Source organism: Bacteroidota bacterium (assembly GCA_016722375.1).
Taxonomy (GTDB): domain Bacteria; phylum Bacteroidota; class Bacteroidia; order Chitinophagales; family LD1; genus Bog-950.
Genome location: JADKJG010000007.1, coordinates 227,372 through 247,116, shown reverse-complemented (window position 1 = coordinate 247,116; position 19,745 = coordinate 227,372). Strand labels below are relative to the sequence as shown.

Annotated in this window: 9 protein-coding genes and 3 pseudogenes; 10 read left to right on the top strand and 2 right to left on the bottom strand. The window is 42.7% G+C overall.

Annotation, left to right across the window (positions count from 1 at the left end; genetic code table 11):
• Positions 1–89 precede the first annotated feature (89 nt).
• On the top strand, positions 90–467 hold the full coding sequence (gene rplL / locus IPP77_11975; protein ID MBL0310354.1) for a 50S ribosomal protein L7/L12: 378 nt from the start codon (positions 90–92) through the stop codon (positions 465–467).
• 72 nt (positions 468–539) lie between these two features.
• Here the strand turns inward: rplL and rpoN are convergent.
• Positions 540–2,041: pseudogene (gene rpoN / locus IPP77_11970) on the bottom strand (RNA polymerase factor sigma-54).
• A gap of 398 nt (positions 2,042–2,439) precedes the next feature.
• On the opposite strand from rpoN, the pseudogene IPP77_11965 reads away from it, so the two are divergent.
• From IPP77_11965 to radC, 8 genes and pseudogenes are all read left to right on the top strand, one after another.
• Positions 2,440–3,958 (top strand): annotated as a pseudogene (locus IPP77_11965) (asparagine--tRNA ligase).
• Between the two features lie 52 nt (positions 3,959–4,010).
• Positions 4,011–6,180 (top strand): annotated as a pseudogene (locus IPP77_11960) (copper-translocating P-type ATPase).
• 114 nt (positions 6,181–6,294) lie between these two features.
• Positions 6,295–7,833: a hypothetical protein gene (locus IPP77_11955; GenBank protein ID MBL0310353.1), complete on the top strand. Its 1,539-nt coding sequence runs from the start codon at positions 6,295–6,297 to the stop codon at positions 7,831–7,833.
• Between the two features lie 218 nt (positions 7,834–8,051).
• Positions 8,052–8,522 (top strand): hypothetical protein, encoded by a 471-nt coding sequence (locus IPP77_11950; protein ID MBL0310352.1) that lies wholly within the window; start codon positions 8,052–8,054, stop codon positions 8,520–8,522.
• A gap of 26 nt (positions 8,523–8,548) precedes the next feature.
• Complete coding sequence (locus IPP77_11945; protein ID MBL0310351.1) at positions 8,549–10,567, top strand: hypothetical protein; 2,019 nt, start codon at positions 8,549–8,551, stop codon at positions 10,565–10,567.
• A complete protein-coding gene (locus IPP77_11940; GenBank protein MBL0310350.1) occupies positions 10,455–14,750 on the top strand; it encodes a T9SS type A sorting domain-containing protein in 4,296 nt (1,431 codons plus the stop codon). The genes IPP77_11945 and IPP77_11940 overlap by 113 nt, the downstream gene beginning before the upstream one ends.
• An 875-nt stretch (positions 14,751–15,625) precedes the next feature.
• Positions 15,626–15,808 (top strand): hypothetical protein, encoded by a 183-nt coding sequence (locus IPP77_11935; GenBank protein MBL0310349.1) that lies wholly within the window; start codon positions 15,626–15,628, stop codon positions 15,806–15,808.
• A gap of 161 nt (positions 15,809–15,969) precedes the next feature.
• Complete coding sequence (radC, locus tag IPP77_11930; GenBank protein ID MBL0310348.1) at positions 15,970–16,671, top strand: DNA repair protein RadC; 702 nt, start codon at positions 15,970–15,972, stop codon at positions 16,669–16,671.
• Positions 16,672–16,845: 174 nt separating this feature from the next.
• Here the strand turns inward: radC and IPP77_11925 are convergent, their stop codons facing one another.
• Entirely contained in the window at positions 16,846–18,846 is a 2,001-nt protein-coding gene (locus IPP77_11925; protein MBL0310347.1) for an Omp28-related outer membrane protein, read from the bottom strand.
• A gap of 156 nt (positions 18,847–19,002) precedes the next feature.
• Between IPP77_11925 and IPP77_11920 the strand changes: the two genes are divergently transcribed.
• Positions 19,003–19,728, top strand: a complete 726-nt coding sequence (locus IPP77_11920) for a T9SS type A sorting domain-containing protein (protein MBL0310346.1) — start codon at positions 19,003–19,005, stop codon at positions 19,726–19,728.
• The last annotated feature ends 17 nt before the right edge of the window (positions 19,729–19,745 follow it).

Below are 19,745 nucleotides of genomic sequence, written 5' to 3'. Positions count from 1 at the left end.
CAGGATAAGTTTACCGATGTGTGTGAGAACATTTAGGCGAACGTATCAGGAAAGCACAATATGGTTTAACAAAATAAAAAACAGATAACATGGCAGATTTAAAAACATTAGCAGAACAATTAGTGAACTTGTCTGTAAAAGACGTTCAAGAACTCGCAACCATTTTGAAAGCAGATTACGGTATCGAGCCAGCAGCAGCAGCAGTTGCAATGGTAGCAGGCCCGGCAGGTGGCGGTGCAGGTGCAGTGGCTGAAAAGACAGAATTCGATGTAATTCTGAAAGCAGCCGGCGCTCAAAAATTGAACGTGGTGAAGTTGGTTAAAGATTTGACTGGCCTGGGCTTGAAAGAAGCTAAGGATTTAGTTGATGGCGCTCCAAAACCAATCAAAGAGAAAGTAGATAAGGCAACTGCCGAAGACCTCAAGAAGAAATTGGAGGACGCAGGAGCTGAAGTAGAGGTTAAGTAAATCTCATTTCATCATCTAATTGAAAACCCCGGCTTTGTTCGGGGTTTTTATGTCTCTAAATTTATTTCCGCTTTAAAGAACTCTTCGCAACCTAGCTACCGGAATATGTAGTTGTTCCTGTATTTAGCCACTGTTTTTCGCGCCACGTTATACCCCTTTTGATTCAGCAAATCGGTTAATTCCTTATCGCTGATGGGGTTCGTCTTATCTTCTTCTGAAATTATATTTATCACAATTCGCTTCACCTCGCGAGTAGAAGCATCTTCGCCGCTGTCGGTAGAAACCCCTTCGCTAAAAAAGAATTTGAGCGGGATGGTACCGAATTCAGTTTCTATATATTTACTGCTTACCACACGCGACACCGTCGAAATATCCATTTTTATCCGGTCGGCAATATCTTTTAAAATCATTGGTTTTATCTGGGTCTCATCGCCCGTGCTAAGATAATCGTGCTGTAACTCTAAAATAGTCTGCATCACCTGCATCATGGTATTATAACGGGTGTGAATCGCATCAATAAACCATCGGGCAGCTTCAATTTTTTGTTTGATAAACTGCATGGTTTCTTTCTGGCTCTTTGATTTATCTTTCGACTTTTCGTAAACAGAAATCATTTCCTTGAATTGGTTACTGATGCGTAACTCAGGCGCATTGCCCGAGTGAAGGGAAACCTGTAGTTCACCGCTGCTGTTGCTCAAAATATAGTCGGGAATGATGGTAATCCTCGCTTGATTGGTTTCGCCTGTAAAGCCACTTCCTGGTCGGGGATTGAGTTGTGTAATTTCTTCTATCACCCAGCGCATCTGCTCATCCTCCAAACCATACAATTCCTGTAGTTTTTCAAAATGTCTTTTGGCAAAAAGATCGAAATGTTTTTTGAGTATCAAAATCGCTTTCTCTGTATAAATGCCGGGATCTTCTTTCCTTATTAACTGAAGCAATAGACACTCTTCAATCGTCTGCGCGCCCACACCGGGGGGATCCATTTTCTTTATTTCTGTCAGCACCTGATTTAATTCTTCTACGTTGGTCTGAATGTTTTGACCAAAAGCTAAATCATCTATCACAGCATCCAGCTCGCGGCGCAGGTAGCCATCATCATCTATGCTGCCGATCAACTGCAAGGCAATCTGTTTTTGCCGTTCATCTAAATCCAACATCCCTACTTGCGATTCCAGATATTCGTGAAAAGAAGAATCTACCGATGTCGGAATAGTTTTCTTTTCATCCTCTGGATTGTGAACAGCACTTGGGTCGGCGGTTTTATATTCCGCTACCCCTTCATTATCTTCATCATAATACTCGCTCATGTCCACCTCATCGTCAATCTTTATTTCTTCGTCGGCAGCCTCATTTTCTTTTTCCGACTCCAACGAAACGCTTGGTTCATCGGCTAGGGTGATGTCTTCTTCTTCCATCCCACCCTCACTCTCTTCTAATGCCGGATTGATTTCCAATTCCTCTTTAATCCGCTGCTCCAAATTGGCGGTAGGCACCAGAAGCAGCTTCATGAGTTGAATCTGCTGAGGCGATAGTTTTAATAATTGTTTCTGATAGAGTCCTTGTTTCAGCACTTTGCAAGTTTAAATAATTAAGTGGGTAAGTTCAATAGACTTCTTCGGAAAATGTCATTCAAGGATAAAGCCCATGTTGTTTGGCATGTGTTAACCTCATACTTAATATGGGGTTACTGACAAGAAATGAGATTGAGGCTTTAGCCCACAGATTTGCTTTTCATTTACCGAAGAGGTCTAATATTTAGATAGTCGTAATTTGAGCGAGCAACATCACTATCCACTAAACTCTTTCGATGAATCTTATTCATCCAGTACAAAATCACTGGAAATGACTGTTTTGGGGAAAAACAGTGAAAATCATAGTGCTCCAATTTATTGCCCTTAGAGATTGCGGGAGGGCGGCTGATTGATATTTTTTAATTGTGTCTATATTCGCCCACTCGAAAAAAGAGAATATGGCGTACATCAAAGATATATCAAAGTTAGAAGGAAGTGAAATTGAATTGCGGGGCTGGAATGCACAAAAGCGCGACAGCAAAGGGCTGGTGTTTTTAACCCTGCGCGATGGCACCGGTTTTGTTCAATGTATTATTGACCTGAATGTAGTGGGCAATGATTTGTTTGAAGCAGTCAAAAAACTGGGACAGGAAAGTTCACTTTCTTTAAAAGGAAAGGTCGTGAAAGACGAGCGGCAATTTGGGGGCTATGAGGTGCAGGTGACTTCGCTGCAAATTATTTCTGAAGCGGTGGACTATCCTATCACACCCAAAGAACACGGGGTAGATTTTCTGATGGACAAACGCCATTTGTGGCTGCGCTCCAAAAGACAGTGGGCAATTATGCGCGTGCGCAATGAAATTATTTATTCCATCCACCGGTTCTTTCAAGACAAAGGGTTTGTGCAGATGGATGCGCCTATCTTTACTGGCAATGCCTGTGAAGGAACCTCCACTTTGTTTGAAACCGATTATTACGGTGAACCGGCATATCTTTCACAGTCCGGACAGCTATACGGTGAGGCGATGGCGATGGCACAGGGTTTGATTTACACCTTTGGCCCCACCTTTCGCGCTGAGAAATCAAAGACAAGAAGACATCTTTCCGAATTTTGGATGATAGAACCCGAAATGGCTTTCTATGATTTGAAAATGGATATGGATTTGATTGAAGAGTTTATTCAGTATGTAGTAAACAGTGTGTTGGAGAAATGCAAAACGGAGTTGTCCGTTCTGGAACGAGATACAACCTTCCTTGACCAAGTGAAGCAGCCTTTTATTCGGATGAAATATGAAGAGGCGGTAAGCGTCATTCGCGGCGAAAAAGAAGTGCAGGGTAGAACAACTTTGCAGATGTTGGAAGGAGAGGAGGGAGAATTGAAAAGTCAGAAATCGGGAATCAGAAAAGAGATTGAAGAAAGAGAGCAGAAGATTGCGGGCGGAGAATTGAAGAAAGGAGAAATCAATTTCAACCAGTCGAAAATTGATAAGCTGAAACAGGAAGAGAAAGACGTAGATGAAAAACTCGCCAACATACCGCTATGGCTGAATAGTGCCAGGAACTTTAAGCGGGGTGATGATTTTGGTGGAAGTGATGAAACGGTGCTGACAAAAATGTTTGGACAACCGGTGATGGTTTATAACTGGCCGCAAGAGGTGAAGGCTTTCTACATGAAAGAAGATGAAACAGATAAGGGCTACGCGAAAGGAGTGGATTTGTTGGCGCCGGAAGGTTACGGAGAAGTAGTGGGCGGTGGCGAGCGCGAGACAGATATTGATAGATTGAAAAGAAAATCGTAGAACACGAACTTCCTATGGAAGCCTTTTGAATGGTATCTGGATTTGCGCAAGTTCGGCAATGTGCCCTCATGCCGGTTTTGGCTTGGGCTTAGAAAGATTAGTGGCATGGATTTGCGGCCTGCAACATATTCGGGAAACGATTCCGTTTCCTCGTTCTTATGGAAGGTTGCTGCCGTAGGTGCTTAATCATTAAACGTGAAACACAGTAAAAAACTTTTCCGGTATTGCAAATGAGTTGTGCCTCCTGCGCGATCAGTGTGGAAAGTATTATTAAGTCGCAAAAAGGGGTTGTAAATGCGGCCGTGAATTTTGCCAACGCCACGTTGAGTGTTGAGTACCAACCGGAAGTCATCGGTGAACTTGAATTGCAAAAAGCAGTTCAATCCATAGGTTATGATTTGTTGATTGAGGAAAGCAATAAGGCGGCAGAAACTCTGGAGGCCATACATCAAAAGAGTTTCCAAGAACTGAGAAGAAAAACGATTGGGGCAGTTCTTTTTTCCTTACCGGTACTGGTCATTGGTATGTTCTTTATGGATATGCCTTATGGCAATTATATCATGTGGGTGCTTACCACTCCGGTGGTGCTTTGGTTCGGGAAAGATTTTTTTATCAATGCATGGAAGCAGGCGAAACATCGGTCTGCCAATATGGATACGCTGGTAGCTGTTAGCACGGGTACGGCCTATTTATTCAGTATGTTCAATACGTTGTTCCCTCATTTCTGGAATGAAAAAGGAATGCAGGCACATGTATATTTTGAAGCAGCAGCGGTGGTTATTGCCTTTATCCTTTTAGGTAAGATGTTGGAAGAAAAGGCGAAAGGGAATACCTCCTCCTCAATCAAAAAACTAATTGGCTTGCAGCCCAAAACAGTCACGGTCGTTCGCGATGATTCAAATCAAACGCAAATACCCATTGAAAGTGTAGTAGTGGGAAATATCATCATGGTAAAACCCGGAGAGAAAATTGCAGTGGATGGCGCGGTAACCATCGGCGAATCTTATGTGGATGAAAGTATGATTAGCGGAGAACCGGTACCGGTATTAAAAAAATTAGGAGAAAGAGTATGGGCCGGTACCATCAACCAAAAAGGAAATTTTCAGTTTAGAGCAGAGAAGGTAGGCCGAGAGACCATGCTGGCGCAAATCATCAAGATGGTCCAGGAGGCGCAGGGAAGCAAAGCACCGGTTCAGAAACTGGTAGATAAAATAGCCGGAGTTTTTGTTCCGATAGTTATTCTTATCGCCTTGTTGTCCTTTGCCGGATGGTGGATATTCGGAGGGCAAAATGGATTGATTCAAGGAATACTTGCGTTGGTCACTGTGTTGGTCATTGCCTGTCCTTGCGCTTTGGGGCTGGCCACTCCCACAGCTATTATGGTGGGGATCGGGAAAGGAGCAGAGCGAGGAATCTTGATTAAAGATGCGGAAAGTTTGGAACGCGCAAAGAAGGTCAATGTGGTGGTGCTGGATAAAACAGGCACGATTACCGAGGGCAAACCCACCGTTACAAATGTAGAATGGTTAAGCTCGGATGAGCAGCTATCTGACATTCTATACAGTATGGAGAATCAATCTGAACACCCACTTGCTGAAGCGGTGGTTCATCATCTGGGTAAAAGAAAATCAATGCCTTTGAAACGATTTGAAAGCGTGACCGGAAAAGGAGTGAAAGCAACGATAGGAGCCGGAAGTATATTATGTAGGAAATGCAAAGTTCTTGTCGGATAGCCATATTGAGCAAAATGAAAAATTGCTCCATCGAGCAGAGGAATGGAGCCGCGATGCCAAAACAGTTATTTGGTTTGCTGATAGCTTCAAGGCCTTGGCGGTTATTGCTATAGCAGATAAAATAAAATCAAACTCAGCGAAAGCGATTGAGCAACTCAAGCAATCGGAAATCGAGGTGTACATGCTCACTGGAGATAGCGAAGCCACAGCGAAATCTATTGCAGCACAAACAGGCATACAACATTATAAAGGAGAAATGCTTCCTCAGGATAAATCGGCCTTTGTCCAACAGTTACAGTCCAAAGGGAAAATAGTAGCGATGGTGGGTGATGGAATAAACGACAGCACGGCTCTGGCACAGGCGGATGTAAGCATTTCTATGGGTAAGGGAAGCGATGTAGCAATGGAGGTGGCTAAGATGACGATCATCTCTTCCGATTTAGGTAAAATACCGGAGGCCATAAAACTTTCCAAGCAGACAGTGAATACCATTCACCAGAATCTTTTTTGGGCTTTTATTTATAACATCATTGGCATTCCGATTGCCGCCGGAATCCTTTATCCCTTCACCGGCTTTTTGTTGAACCCGATGATTGCCGGTGCCGCCATGGCTATGAGCAGTGTGAGCGTAGTGGGAAATAGTTTACGACTCAAATGGGTCAAGTAAATCCTCTCTATAGATACACTAAGTCCATCAAATCGTTTAAGCCCTTCTAAACTCTAACGAAGGGTTTTGAATCAAACAAAGAGACTTTTTTATTTTCGTCGGTAATTATTCGGCATGCAGTTTATTAAAAGAACGTTCCCCTTACTATTCGGCATTTTTCTTCTCTCGGTCTTGGTTCGTGTTCCTCTTCTGGACAGACCCTTGTCGAAGCATCATGAATTCTGTACGGCTCTTTCACTTCGCATTATGCAGATTTGGTATGATAACGGTATTGAAAAATATGGATTCAATCCGGTGATGACTTATAACAACGAAGCAGATAAGTTCATCAACAATCATGCGAATGCTTCAGGAAAAATGGTAGATCAGGCAGGGAACTACTACTACGTGTCGCATCCGCCTTTTGCCTACTATTTCCCCTTTGCTATTTTTAAAATCCTTCATGTCAGACCAGATGTTTTGCCGCTGCAAATTGTGAATTTGTCATTCCATTTTCTAAGTGGCCTGTTTGTATATTTTATTGTTTGCTTGTTGAGTTTCACTCGGGCGCGCAGCTATCCTTACCGGTCGGCGATTGTGGCTTTTGTGATGTATATTTTCATGCCGGTCACTATGTGGTTTCAAAGCAATGTGTATATGAGCGACATGGCCGTACACCTGCTTTTTATTATCGGAGTCTATACCGTATTGAAAATGATTATCCGGCAAAGATTTACTTCGCTGAAATACATTTTCTTTTATGTAACCTGTCTGGGACTGATGATTTACACTTCCTGGCTGGGTGTGTTTTTTGCCTTTGGCGTACTGGTCTATTCACTGCTTCACGTTCGTTCTAATAGGGGATTCCGAGTTTTAGTTTGGAGCACGGTTATCGTGACGTTTATTGTATTGCAACTAATAGTCTATCAGTATTCCCAGATCAATGGTTCGATGGCTTATCTGACGGAAATGATTAACCGGTATGCTATTCGTGGCAGCGTAGAACCCACCGATCAGGGATTGTTTCATTTCTTGATTTCCTATCTGAAACTTTTCAAGTCGCTGGTAGTGAATTACTCCCTACACTATTTTATTGTTTATGGATTAGTGCTGTTTTTTATCTGGTTGGCTATCAGCAGAAGAAAATTGAAGATAATTTTCAGCGAGAATGGATACCGCTTTATCTGGCTTTCTGTACTGCCTATTCTGTTGCTCCACATTGTTTTTCTTAATTATTCCGAGCATGATTTTACAGCTTTATATGCTTCGCTCTTTGTCAGTGTCTTGTTGGGCGTGCTATATGACAAGATAAAAAAGAGCGGTACTATCCCTTTGATTAGAATGCAGTTGGGGCTTACCGGGGTTGTTTTCCTTATGGTGGGACAATTCTACTTGATAAATCCTCCTTCATTCTTCAAAAAAGCAGGAGCGGATACTCATTATAAGGTATGGGGCGAGCAAATTAAAAAAGAATCAAAGCCCGATGAAGTTGTTTTCGCCAATATAGAAGACCCGGAACCTCAATTGGTTTGGTATGCAGGAAGAAATATTCGCCCTGCTGCTACGCGAGAAGAGGCATTGGGCTTTTTGCAGGAGAGAAATCTAAAAAAGGGTATCTGGTTTCGCCAACAGAATGGAGCTATGGTGGCTGAAAAGATAGCAGTGCAGGAGTAATTATCTCCATGATTTATTCCGATTTTGCTTAGAAAACATTTTAACGAACATCTCATTTGGTACTATTTTCTATGATTTTAACCCCAAAATGACCGATTTGCACTGTTCCAAAAATAAATATGGGGGTACCCCTTGTTTTTTATGATGTTCTGTGCGTATGTTGCAGACCGATTCAGTTCGTAAGTATTTTTTTTTAACGTTCACAAAACCAATTAACTATGAATGATTACACACACGCAGGGCGCGAAAAAAGTGCGGCCTCCTGCTGTAAACCAACAAGGCTAGGTTATTCCAAAGTCCTTGTAGCACTAAGTTTTCTTTTACTCACGTTTTGTTTTAATGCCTTTTCACAGAGTGGAAATGGAACACCTTCCTGCAATCTGTCTGGAGCATTAGAATCTGTTACTACCGGCAGGGCTCAACCAGCCGACATTGTTATTGATGCTGTTATTGCTAATACAGAAGCCTCAACAGTTCTTTCTTATGCATTACAAAACAATACCTCCGGTGCTATCATCAAATCTTATGGCGCCCGCAGTTTTAATGCTGCTACCGGGACCACAACACAACAGATTGTTGTTAGCCCTGGATCGGGTCCTGCAAACGGATTCAATTTAGAACTCAACACCACAAACTCAAGTGGTGGTAGTTGTAGTTGCAGTAAATCAGTTTCTGTTATTAACAATTAATTTACTAACCAATTAAACAATACACTATGAAAAAAAGTATTACAAATTGTCCCCCGTGGACAGATATTTTTAAAGATGTGTCGAGTAGTCTGAAGACTGCTACGATGCTGATACTACTAGTGGGCTTGGGGCTATTCTCCAATGCTCAAACGCCTGCTTGTAACATTGGTGGAAACTTAGAGGCTTGTGCCGTACGTCCTAGTTCTGACGAGCGCGCAGACATATTAGTTCCCATTCTTATTGCGCAGAGTGGTAATAATCCAACTTTGATTTATGATTTACCTGTTGGAGATAATTTTACCGGCGCATTTATCAGATCTGATGCTACAGGGAAATATTATCCCGGTACCAACAGTTTCAGAGATACGCTTGTGATATTCCCTGGTACTGGTCCGGGTGGTTTTCTGCTTACATTACTTGTAACAAACATTGAAAGTGGAAAGCAAAACAGTTGCTCTAAATCAGTAACTGTATTTAATGTTGATGTTACTTCTAGCCATACACCCATTTTGTGTTATGGAGAGAAATCAATACTTACTGCTTTAGGCACTTCTGATCCTCTTAAACCAATTACTTATTCTATAGTACCTGGTGGTGCTTCTAATGGAACGGGCATTTTCCCTGGATTGTCAGGAAGTGCTGGTGGTATTATATATACCACTACAGCATCAGTTGATATTCTAACATTGACAGGAACTGCCGAGTGCACCGCGTCAGTGAACGATACAATTAAAGAACCAGTATCTAAACCAATAATTATTAATTGTCCGGGAAATAGTGATCAGCCTACATGCCTTACACAAGCTGAAATCAATACGCAATTTGCTTTATGGAAAGATCAATTTGGCTTTAGCGGCGGGACGAGTCCTGTAGCTCAGACAGATTTAAGTGAGTTTAGTGCTCCCAATTATTGTGGAGGTCATACTACTATTACTTATAAAGTAAAAGACCTTGTTTGCGATTCAGTTAAAGAATGTACTTCAACATTTACTGTACCAGAGTCACCTAAAGTGACCGTTTCATGTTCTCAGTCTGTAAGCCTTGCTGGTTGCACAACTAGAGAAGCTATTGATGCTGCTTATGCTACATGGAAAGCAGGTTTTACTAAAGATGGCGGATGTCATACTTATGACAACCTCGATCAAATACCTACACTTCCACAAACTATACTTTGTGGTGATTCAATCGGATTTACCTACATTGCTCAGAACGGACAAGGCTATTGCCCTGGACGTGACGAGTGTTTTTCTTACTTCAAGGTAGGAGCAACAGAAAACCCAGTTGTTTCTTGTTCTCAGTCGGTGAACCTTTCTGGTTGCACAACTCAAGAAGCTATTGATGCTGCTTATGCTACATGGAAAGCAGGTTTCACATTTAATAATACCGGATGTCATGCTTTTGACAATAGTGCTGATATTCCTTCACTTCCTGAAAACATCCTTTGTGGTGATTCAATCGGGTTTACCTATATCGCTCAGAACGGACAAGGCTATTGTGCTGGTCGTGATGTGTGTTTCTCTTACTTCAAGGTAGGAACAACAGACAAACCAGTTGTTTCTTGTTCTCAGTCGGTGAACCTTTCTGGTTGCACTACTCAAGAAGCTATTGCTGCTGCTTATGCTACATGGAAAGCAGGTTTCACATTTAATAATACCGGATGTCATGCTACAGACAACAAAGCTGATGTTCCTTCACTTCCTGAAAACATTCTTTGTGGTGATTCTATCGGATTCACCTATGTTGCTCAGAACGGAGAAGGCTATTGCGCTGGTAGCGACGAATGTTTTTCTTACTTCAAAGTAGGAACAACAGACAAGCCAGTTGTTTCTTGTTCTCAGTCTGTGAACCTTTCTGGTTGCACAACTCAAGAAGCTATTGCTGCTGCTTATGCTACATGGAAAGCAGGTTTCACATTTAATAATACAGGATGTCATGCTACAGACAACAAAGCTGATGTTCCTTCACTTCCTGAAAACATTCTTTGTGGTGATTCTATCGGATTCACCCTATGTTGCTCAGAACGGAGAAGGCTATTGCGCTGGTAGCGACGAATGTTTTTCTTACTTCAAAGTAGGAACAACAGACAAGCCAGTTGTTTCTTGTTCTCAGTCGGTGAACCTTTCTGGTTGCACCACTCAAGAAGCGATTAATGCTGCTTATGCTACATGGAAAGCAGGCTTCACATTTAATAATACCGGATGTCATGCTACAGACAACAGTGCTGATGTTCCTTCCCTTCCTGAAAACATTCTTTGTGGTGATTCTATCGGATTTACCTATGTTGCTCAGAACGGAGACGGCTATTGCGCTGGTAGCGACGAATGTTTTTCTTACTTCAAAGTAGGAACAACAGACAAACCGGTTGTTACTTGTTCTCAGTCAGTTAGTCTCGATGCTTGTATGAGCAAAGAAGACATAAACGCTGCTTATGCTACATGGAAAGCAGGCTTCACATTTAATAATACCGGATGTCATGCAACTGACAACAGTGCTGGTCTTCCTGAAACTATCGCTTGTGGTGATTCAATCGGATTTACCTACACTGCTCAGAACGGACAGGGCTATTGCGCTGGACGTGATGAGTGTTTCTCTTACTTCAAAGTAGGGGTAGCTGAGAAATTGGTAGTTACCTGTTCTCAGTCGGTAAACCTTCCTGGTTGTACAACTCAAGAAGATATTGCTGCTGCTTATGCTACATGGGCTGGTGGATTTAGTTCAGCAGGTGGATGTCATGCTTATGACAACAAAGGTGATATTCCTGCACTTCCAGAGAACATCCTTTGTGGCGACTCAATTGGATTTAACTACATAGCACAAAATGGACAGGGCTATTGCGCTGACCGTGATGCATGTTTCTCTTACTTCAAAGTAGGAACAACAGACAAACCGGTTGTTACTTGTTCTCAGTCCGTAACCCTTCCTGGTTGCACAAGTCAAGAAGCTATTGCTGCTGCTTATGCTACATGGGTTGATGGATTTAGTTCAACAGGTGGATGTCATGCTACCAACAACAAAGCAGATGTTCCTTCACTTCCTGAAAACATCCTTTGTGGTGATTCTATTGGATTTACTTTTGTTGCTCAGAATGGAGAAGGCTATTGCGCTGGTAGCGACAATTGTTTTTCTTACTTCAAAGTAGGAACTACAGCGAGACCAGTAGTTACTTGTTCTCCGCCGGTTAATCTTGCTGGTTGTACAAACGATGCTGACATTCATGCAGCTTACAATGCTTGGAAAATGGGATTCAGTGTTAACGGTGGATGTAATCCTACTACCAACATTTCTGATATTCCGGCTCTGCCTGCGAACATCGCTTGCGGTGGCGAAATCAGCTTTACTTTCACAGCTCAGAACGCCTTAGACAGATGTCCAGGTAGCGACGAGTGTACTTCTACCTTCAAAGTGGGTGTATCTACTAAATTGGTTGTAGTATGTGCTCCACCAGTTAGTTTGGATGCTTGCAGCACCGAAGGAGAAATCTTAGCAGCATACAATACGTGGAAAACAGGATTTGGTGTAAGTGGCGGTTGTAACCCAACCAGCAACATCGCTGACATCACGGCTCTTCCTACAGGTATTGCTTGCGGTGGAGAAATTAGCTTTACGCTAACTGCAGAAAATGGAAACACTTCTTGCGGATTACCTAGCGAAAGTTGTACTTCTACCTTCAAGGTAGGCGAAGCTCCTAAATTAGTAGCTCATTGCGCAACTTCAGTTAAACTGGATGCTTGCAGTAGCCAAGAAGCTATTCAGATAGCTTACGAAGCATGGAAAGCAGACTTCGGTGTAAGCGGTGGATGCGATCCTTACAGCAACATTGCTGATCTTCCAGGTCTTCCTGAAGATATCACTTGTGGTGGTAAAATCAGCTTCACTTTAATTGCTCAAAATGGTCAAGGAAAATGTATCGCTCGTGACGAGTGTACTTCTACCTTCGAGGTGGGCAAAACAGAAAAATTGTCAGTGGAATGTACTCCAGTAGAATTGCCATCTTGCCCTTCAGAAGCTCAAATTCTGAATGCATATAACGCATGGAAAGCAGGATTCAAAGCTACCGGTGGATGTAATACAACCACTAACATTGGTGATCTTCCAGCCCTTCCAGAGAAGATGGCTTGTGGAGGTCAAATCAGCTTTACTTTTGTTGCAGAAAGCGGAAGCACTGCTTGCGGAACTCAACGTGAAGAGTGTTCTTCAACTTTCACAGTAATAAAATCAACTACACCATTTACTTTGATTTGTTCTGCTAACAAGATGGTGGACTGCAAAGCAACACTTTGTCTTCCTAGCTTGCCTTTTGATGAGCCAAAACCATCTGGTGGTTGTGGTGACATTAAAATCAAGGTGAAGAGTACTTGTATCGTTGAAGAAAACGGTTGTACTGTTATTACTCGTGTTTGGGATGCAGAAGATGCTTGTGGAAACACAGCAACTTGTAGCCAAACAATTACTCAGTGTCCTTGCGATGCTTCTATCGGTGACTTTGTTTGGAACGACAAGAACAGAAACGGCATCCAAGATGCAGGTGAAGTTGGCGTGAAAAACGTAAAAGTTACTTTGTACAAATGCAGCGACAACAGTGTGGTTGCGACACAGATGACTGGTTCAAATGGTCAATATCTGTTCACTGGATTGACTGCCGGAAGCTACTATGTAGGTTTCAGTAACCTTCCTGGTGGATATATGTTCACTACGCAGAATGCTGGTGGTGATGATGCCAAAGACAGCGATGCTGATGGAACAACTGGAAATACTGCTTGTATCACTTTAGCTGCCGGAGAAAATAATCTGACAGTTGATGCTGGTTTGTTCTGCGATCCAAAATGTGCCCAATTAGGCAACTTTGTATGGTATGATACAAACAGAAATGGCAAACAGGATGTTGGCGAAGGCGGTGTATGTAGCGTAAAAGTTACCTTGTACAAATGCAGCGACAACAGTGTAGTTGCTACAAAGACAACTGGTTCAAATGGTCAGTATCTTTTCACTGGCTTATCTGCCGGAGGCTACTATGTAGGTTTCAGCAATCTGCCTGCTGGATATGATTTCACAACGCAAGATGCCGGATCGGATGATGCAAAAGACAGCGATCCTAATACTACTACCGGAAAGACGGCTTGTATTAATTTGGGTGTTTGCGAATGTAATCAGACAGTTGATGCTGGCTTGGTAAATAACAAACCATGTGCTCAAGTAGGCGATTATGTTTGGAAAGATACAGATGGAGATGGCTATCAAGATAGCAACGAAGGCGGTATCCAGAACGTAAAAGTCACTTTGTACAAATGTAGCGACAACAGTGTTGTTGGTACAGACTATACTGATGGCAACGGCAAATATCTGTTCAAGGATTTAGCTGCCGGAAGCTATTATGTAGGTTTCAGCAACCTACCTTCTGGTTATTCATTTACTACTCAGAACAACGGGTCTGACGATTCTAAGGATAGCGATCCAAATGCTACCACTGGAAAGACAGATTGTTTCAATTTGGCTCAGTGTGAGTGCAAAATGACTGTAGATGCTGGTCTGAAGTATAACAACCCATGTGCCCAAGTCGGTAACTTCGTTTGGGATGACAAGGACAAGGATGGCAAACAGGATGCAAATGAGTGTGGAGTGAAGAACGTAAAAGTTACACTTTACAATTGCAGCAACAATAGTGTAGTAGCTACCAAATATACGGACAGTAAGGGCATGTATTTGTTTACAAATCTACCTGCTGGAAGTTACTATATTGGTTTCAGCAATCTTCCTTCTGGATATTCCTTTACTACTCAGAATGCCGGATCAGATGATTCTAAAGACAGCGATGTAGGTTGCAATAACGGCAAGACAAGTTGTTTCACTTTGACTAATTGCGAATGCAATCAGACTATTGATGCAGGGCTTGTTAGCAAATGCAGAACTTTGCGCGCATCAAACGATGAGCAAGGACTTGCAATCGTTGATGAATCAAAGTTGAACGAATCTTCTGTTATTGTGTTCCCTAATCCAGCGAATTCGATGGTGAACATTGATTTGACTTTTGAGGATGCTAAAAAGCAAGTTACCTTAGAAATCTACAATGTAAGCGGTCAGAAAATAGCTGAACTTTACAAAGGCAGTGCAGAGGCTCAGTTTAAATATCATACTGAGTTCAATGTATCTCAACTTTCTGCCGGAACTTACTTCTATCGTTTGAACTCTGATGGCGAAACCAAAACTGGTAAACTGTCAGTAGGGAAATAATAGATCAATCAATTAATTTCTCAAAGGGCTGTCCGAAAGGACAGCCCTTTTTTTGTTTAACCGCAAATAGTCAGTTGGAGATTTAAAGATTGGATTCTAAAATAGGGAGAAGAGCTGTTTATTCGATCCAAGCAAAACTTATATGGCGGACACGAGGTCATTTTTCCGTCTTCGTCTTTTCCTTACTAGGTTAGTTAATTCGGCAATCATGGTTGTCTGAAAATCTAAGTTACAAAAGGAGAAGTCGTAAGTGGGTATCAGATTCTGCTGTTTCTCCCGGTTCCACGCCAAATTGTCCTCTTCTCTTTCCATTTTTGACCGACTTATTGCTATTCGGTACCCATCTCCAGCTACTCGGTACCTGTTAGTAGCTACTCGGTCCCTGTTAGCGAGAGATAGGTGCCTGTTCGCTACAACTCGGTCCCTGTTAGCAAGAGATAGGTGCCTGTTCGCTACAACTCGGTCCCTGTTAGCAAGAGATAGGTGCCTGTTAGCTACTACTCGGTCCTTGTTAGCAAGAGACAGGTGCCTGTTAGCTGCTACTCGGTACCTGTTAGCAAAAGACAGGTCCCTGTTAGCTGCTACTCGGTACCTGTTAGCTAAAGACAGGTCCCTGTTAGCTACTATTCGGTCCCTGTTAGTTGGAGATGGGTGCTTGTTAGCTTAAAACGGGGAGTCTTTGCAATCCTCATGGCTAAAGCTATCTGATAAAAGCGGTATTTTCACCATGCGGGAGCACGATGTTATAAACCGCCATTCATGGCGGATTGGCTGGTGTAAAGAGGTATGGCTTTAGCCACGGATGATTGTGTTTCGATTACTACCTATGTCTTGAGACCCATGCGTCTAGCATATATTTAACCTTAAATAGACAGTTGATAAACGGTAAAGCCCGGCAGAAAAGAATTTCCAACGGCTATGGAGTAGAAATCATTGCAGATGCGTTTTGGCTGAATGCCTTACAAAAGCAATACCTAGAAGGAATTATAAACCCTACCGTCTATTTACAGTTAAAATGCTCTTGTGAATCACCAGACTTAGAAGTTATTTGGATTTGAACAACGGACTTTGTTATGAATTTGATATGTCGCACGAAGGCACGGAGAACACTGAGGTATTTTCTCCGTAATGCTCCGTGGCTCTGTGCGATACACATTTTTTATGCAGAAATCCAAACAGCCTCTTAGAAAAATGGAGAATTAATTAATACGTTAGCTTTATGGAAACAAACGCAGATTTTTTGTCTATTAAAAGTTGGGCAGAGGAAGACCGTCCACGGGAGAAGTTATTGCTGAAAGGAAAATCGGCGCTCAGTGACGCAGAATTGATTGCCATTTTACTGCGAACAGGTGTAAAGGGTTCTTCTGCCTTAGACATTGCCAAAAAGATGCTCCATAAAGTGAACGGCGATTTGAATGAACTCGGGAAACTTACGGTGGCCGATATAAAGAAATTGGAGAAGGGTTTAGGTGATACCAAATCCATCACTGTCGTGGCCGCTTTGGAAATAGGTAGAAGAAGGCAGTCTTGCGAGATCAGAGAAAAGCCAATCATCCGCTCCAGCCGTGATTCATTTGAATACATTTATCCTGAACTAGCTGATCTGCATCACGAAGAGTTCTATGCTCTCTTTCTAAACAAATCAAACCGAGTGATGAGTCATCGTCATATCAGCTCGGGCGGAGTATCGGGTACGGTGGCCGATCTGAAAATAATTTTAAAACATGCGGTGGAGCTATTGGCTTCTTCCATAATTGCTGTACACAACCATCCATCCGGAAATCTTAAACCAAGTCAGGCGGATATTGAACTAACTAAAAAACTGAAAGAAGCCGGCAAATTGCTCGATGTTTCCTTGTTGGACCATCTGATTGTAGGAGAGAAGAGTTATTACAGCTTTGCCGACGAAGGAATGATTTAATAGACTTCTTCGGAAAATCGTCCATTTGTCTCCCTCTGGAGGGAGCGTAGAGGGAGGAAATTAATCAACCCTGATTTTCCGAAGAAGTCTAATCACCTTTCACGAAGCTCATATTCGAACAATAAAAAAGCCGCTCCCTATTTTGAAGCGGCTTTTTCAATAACTCAAGTTGGATTATTTCTCGATGATAAATTTGGCTGTATGAAGCGAAGCCCCATTTTCTTTTATGCTTACTAGATAGATACCGCTTTCCATATTTTCCGTATTCAGGGTGGTGTTAATAGTCCCTTGAGGCATCCGTGCCTCCGGAATAGAAATGACCATCTGCCCCATCATATTATAGACCTCATAACTTATCTTCTTTTCGCTTTCTAACTGATAAGAAACGGTAACCATATTGCGGGCCGGGTTTGGAGCAATGTTCATCTTGTCCAAAGCCTTTAGTTCATCTATTCCAGTTGCGTACACGGCTTGCGGAGCGTTATTACTTACCTGACCATTCAAGGACATCTCAACAGAATTAAGTACTTCATTCAACCCCGATGAATAATCGCTGCTATAATTGCTCACCAGAGCCACCAATTTCAAATGCGCCACATTCCAACCGGCAGGAACAACCACGGAATAATCTTTAGTATAAAAACCGCCATCTTCTGTCCTATCGGGAATGATACTGTCGTTGCCCCAAGCACCACCTAGAAAACTGCGCACTACATTGCGGTGAATAAACCCTACCATCGGATTCCCTTTATTGAACCAGGGATTCAAAGTAGTATCTGCCGGAGAACTGTTATAATAGCTAACTTGATTGTACCCGCTACCGGTTCCAACAACACTATCTTCTACCACATAGCAGTTGATCCTGAAATCACCACTCACCGCACCATAAAAAACAGCGTTCACGTTTATGTTTAACCGTCGGGTACCCGGAGTGAAAGTATTAGATGCAATAATGCTCACCGGTTGTAGATAATTTTTTTGCAACTGCACTTTGGCTTTCCAGATATTATAATTACTGGCGAGAGAGGGAAGGCCCACATTAATGCCATCCTCTTCAGAGAAAAGAATCCGGTCAATAGCTGCGTATGGTGCGCCACTTCCAAAAGCATCCGACAAGGTGGTGTGTTCATCAATGGTCATGGCATCTGTACCGAACCCAGCATGCATCGCAACCGGAATGACATAATCTCCTTCTGTTTGCATCAGGTCATTTATTCGAGTGGTTCCACCGGGACACCATCCGCAGACGGCCGTAGTAGACTCTTCCAGCAAAACATTTTTGTCGGGCAGATGGCTCAATGAAATAATAGTTGCTTTAGCCGTATCATTTGCCAAGTGAGCATCCGCCCCGATAGAAACCCCGAACGAAATCACCTGAAAGTTGAAAGTGCCTACTGTGGTAATCGGGTACTTGGCAGCAAAGGTGAATTCCTGCTTGGCAAAAGGAAGCATTCCCAGATTATTAAATGTCTCCGTAATCAGCGTTCCGTTCACTTCATAGCCCAAAGTAAGACCAAAAATAGTCTTGCCTCCTCGGTTTTGCACCGTAGCCTTGATTGGCTGGTTCAGCCGTCCGGTATGTTTTGGTGTATTCACGCTTTGAACAGCCACATCATATTCCTGCAAACCCAAAACCTGGATGTCGTCAATAGCCCAGAAAACTTCACTCAGCGTATTTTTGTAAGTAAATTTGATAAACACCGTTGTCTGATAGGCAGCATAAGAAGAGATATCCAACTCAATCAGTTCCGGGTTGGCGCCGGTATAGGCATCTTGAATGTTGAACACTTCTGACCAGTTACTATTGTCCGTGCTTACCGATACAGTACCAACCGTATTCTGGTATTGCAATAGCCCCCATTGATAAAAGGATAAGCCAACATACGCTTGCGCGCTGCAATTAATAGCCGGGGAGATAAGTTCGGTGTTCAGTCCGCCTGAGACTCCGTCGGCTAAGGCGACGGCAAAGCCATTGCTTGCCGATGGAGATCGGAAATAGAACTTACCATAGCTTGGCGCACTGATTGCCCCTATAGCTCTAACCCATTTATCTGTGCCGGTAGCCGACCAAGGGCTGAGTGCGGAAGAAAAATTCTGAGAGGCTAAGATCGTTTGGGCTTCGGTCTGCATGCCCAAGAACAGAATTGCCGAGACGAAGAGAAGTTTTTTAATCATGTTTATTTTATAGTTAGAGATTATTCAGTATGGCGAATGTAGAAATTTCTGTAAGAGGTTAGGAGCGTAGATGTTAAATATTAAAGCCCCAGATACAAGTAGGTATGGGCTAAATGAATCGCCTATATTTGCGACTGATTTTTAAAAATTCATTTTATGAAACTAACCAGTTTAAGCCTTTTGATCGTCCTCTTTTTTGTAGGCAGCAACCGCGCTCAAGCGCAATATGTTTACTCGCCCGCGAAATCATTCTCCATCAGCAAAACCGTAACTTATGATGGCGACGAATTGGATGCCTATATCTACTTTCATAACAATTCAGCAAGTCCGGTAAAGATTGTCTGGCGTTTGTTGGAAGACTCCATTCCGGCAGAATGGTCCATAGGTCTGTGCGACAATGTAGCTTGCTACTATAACGTGAACAATTCGTTGGAAACGGGGAAAACCACCGATTTCATTCCGGCGGGCGATTCTATTTTCCTCAAAGGTGTTTTTGATGCTCATTGCACCGGCGGCAATGGATGGATGAAGATATCGGCCAAGGTAGAAGATGGCTCTTTCATTTTGCCCGATACCTTGTTGTATAGCGCCAGCGCCATAGCTGAATGTCTCAATGCAATCACCGAAACAGATGCTTTTGCTTCGCTCCAAGTATTTCCTAATCCCGCGACGGATGTAGTCACCATCTCTTCGACCATGCTGCTCACTCAGCCTCTAAAGATGCAGTTGACCGATTTGCAGGGCCGTGTGGTAAGTCGCCCATCGTCGCTCAAGATAAATACAGACATAGATATTCGGGCGCTGTCCGCAGGTTCTTATTTGTTGCAGGTGCTTGACATGAAAGGTCAAGTAGTTGCAGTGCGAAGGATATTTAAACAGTAGTGCGGATTGAGTAATTC

Coding starts and splice junctions, on each gene's coding strand:
- rplL (MBL0310354.1), top strand. CDS start 90: ATGGCAGATTTAAAAACATTAGCAGAACAATTAGTGAACTTGTCTGTA.
- IPP77_11955 (MBL0310353.1), top strand. CDS start 6,295: ATGCAGTTTATTAAAAGAACGTTCCCCTTACTATTCGGCATTTTTCTT.
- IPP77_11950 (MBL0310352.1), top strand. CDS start 8,052: ATGAATGATTACACACACGCAGGGCGCGAAAAAAGTGCGGCCTCCTGC.
- IPP77_11945 (MBL0310351.1), top strand. CDS start 8,549: ATGAAAAAAAGTATTACAAATTGTCCCCCGTGGACAGATATTTTTAAA.
- IPP77_11940 (MBL0310350.1), top strand. CDS start 10,455: ATGCTACAGACAACAAAGCTGATGTTCCTTCACTTCCTGAAAACATTC.
- radC (MBL0310348.1), top strand. CDS start 15,970: ATGGAAACAAACGCAGATTTTTTGTCTATTAAAAGTTGGGCAGAGGAA.
- IPP77_11925 (MBL0310347.1), bottom strand. CDS start 18,846: ATGATTAAAAAACTTCTCTTCGTCTCGGCAATTCTGTTCTTGGGCATG.
- IPP77_11920 (MBL0310346.1), top strand. CDS start 19,003: ATGAAACTAACCAGTTTAAGCCTTTTGATCGTCCTCTTTTTTGTAGGC.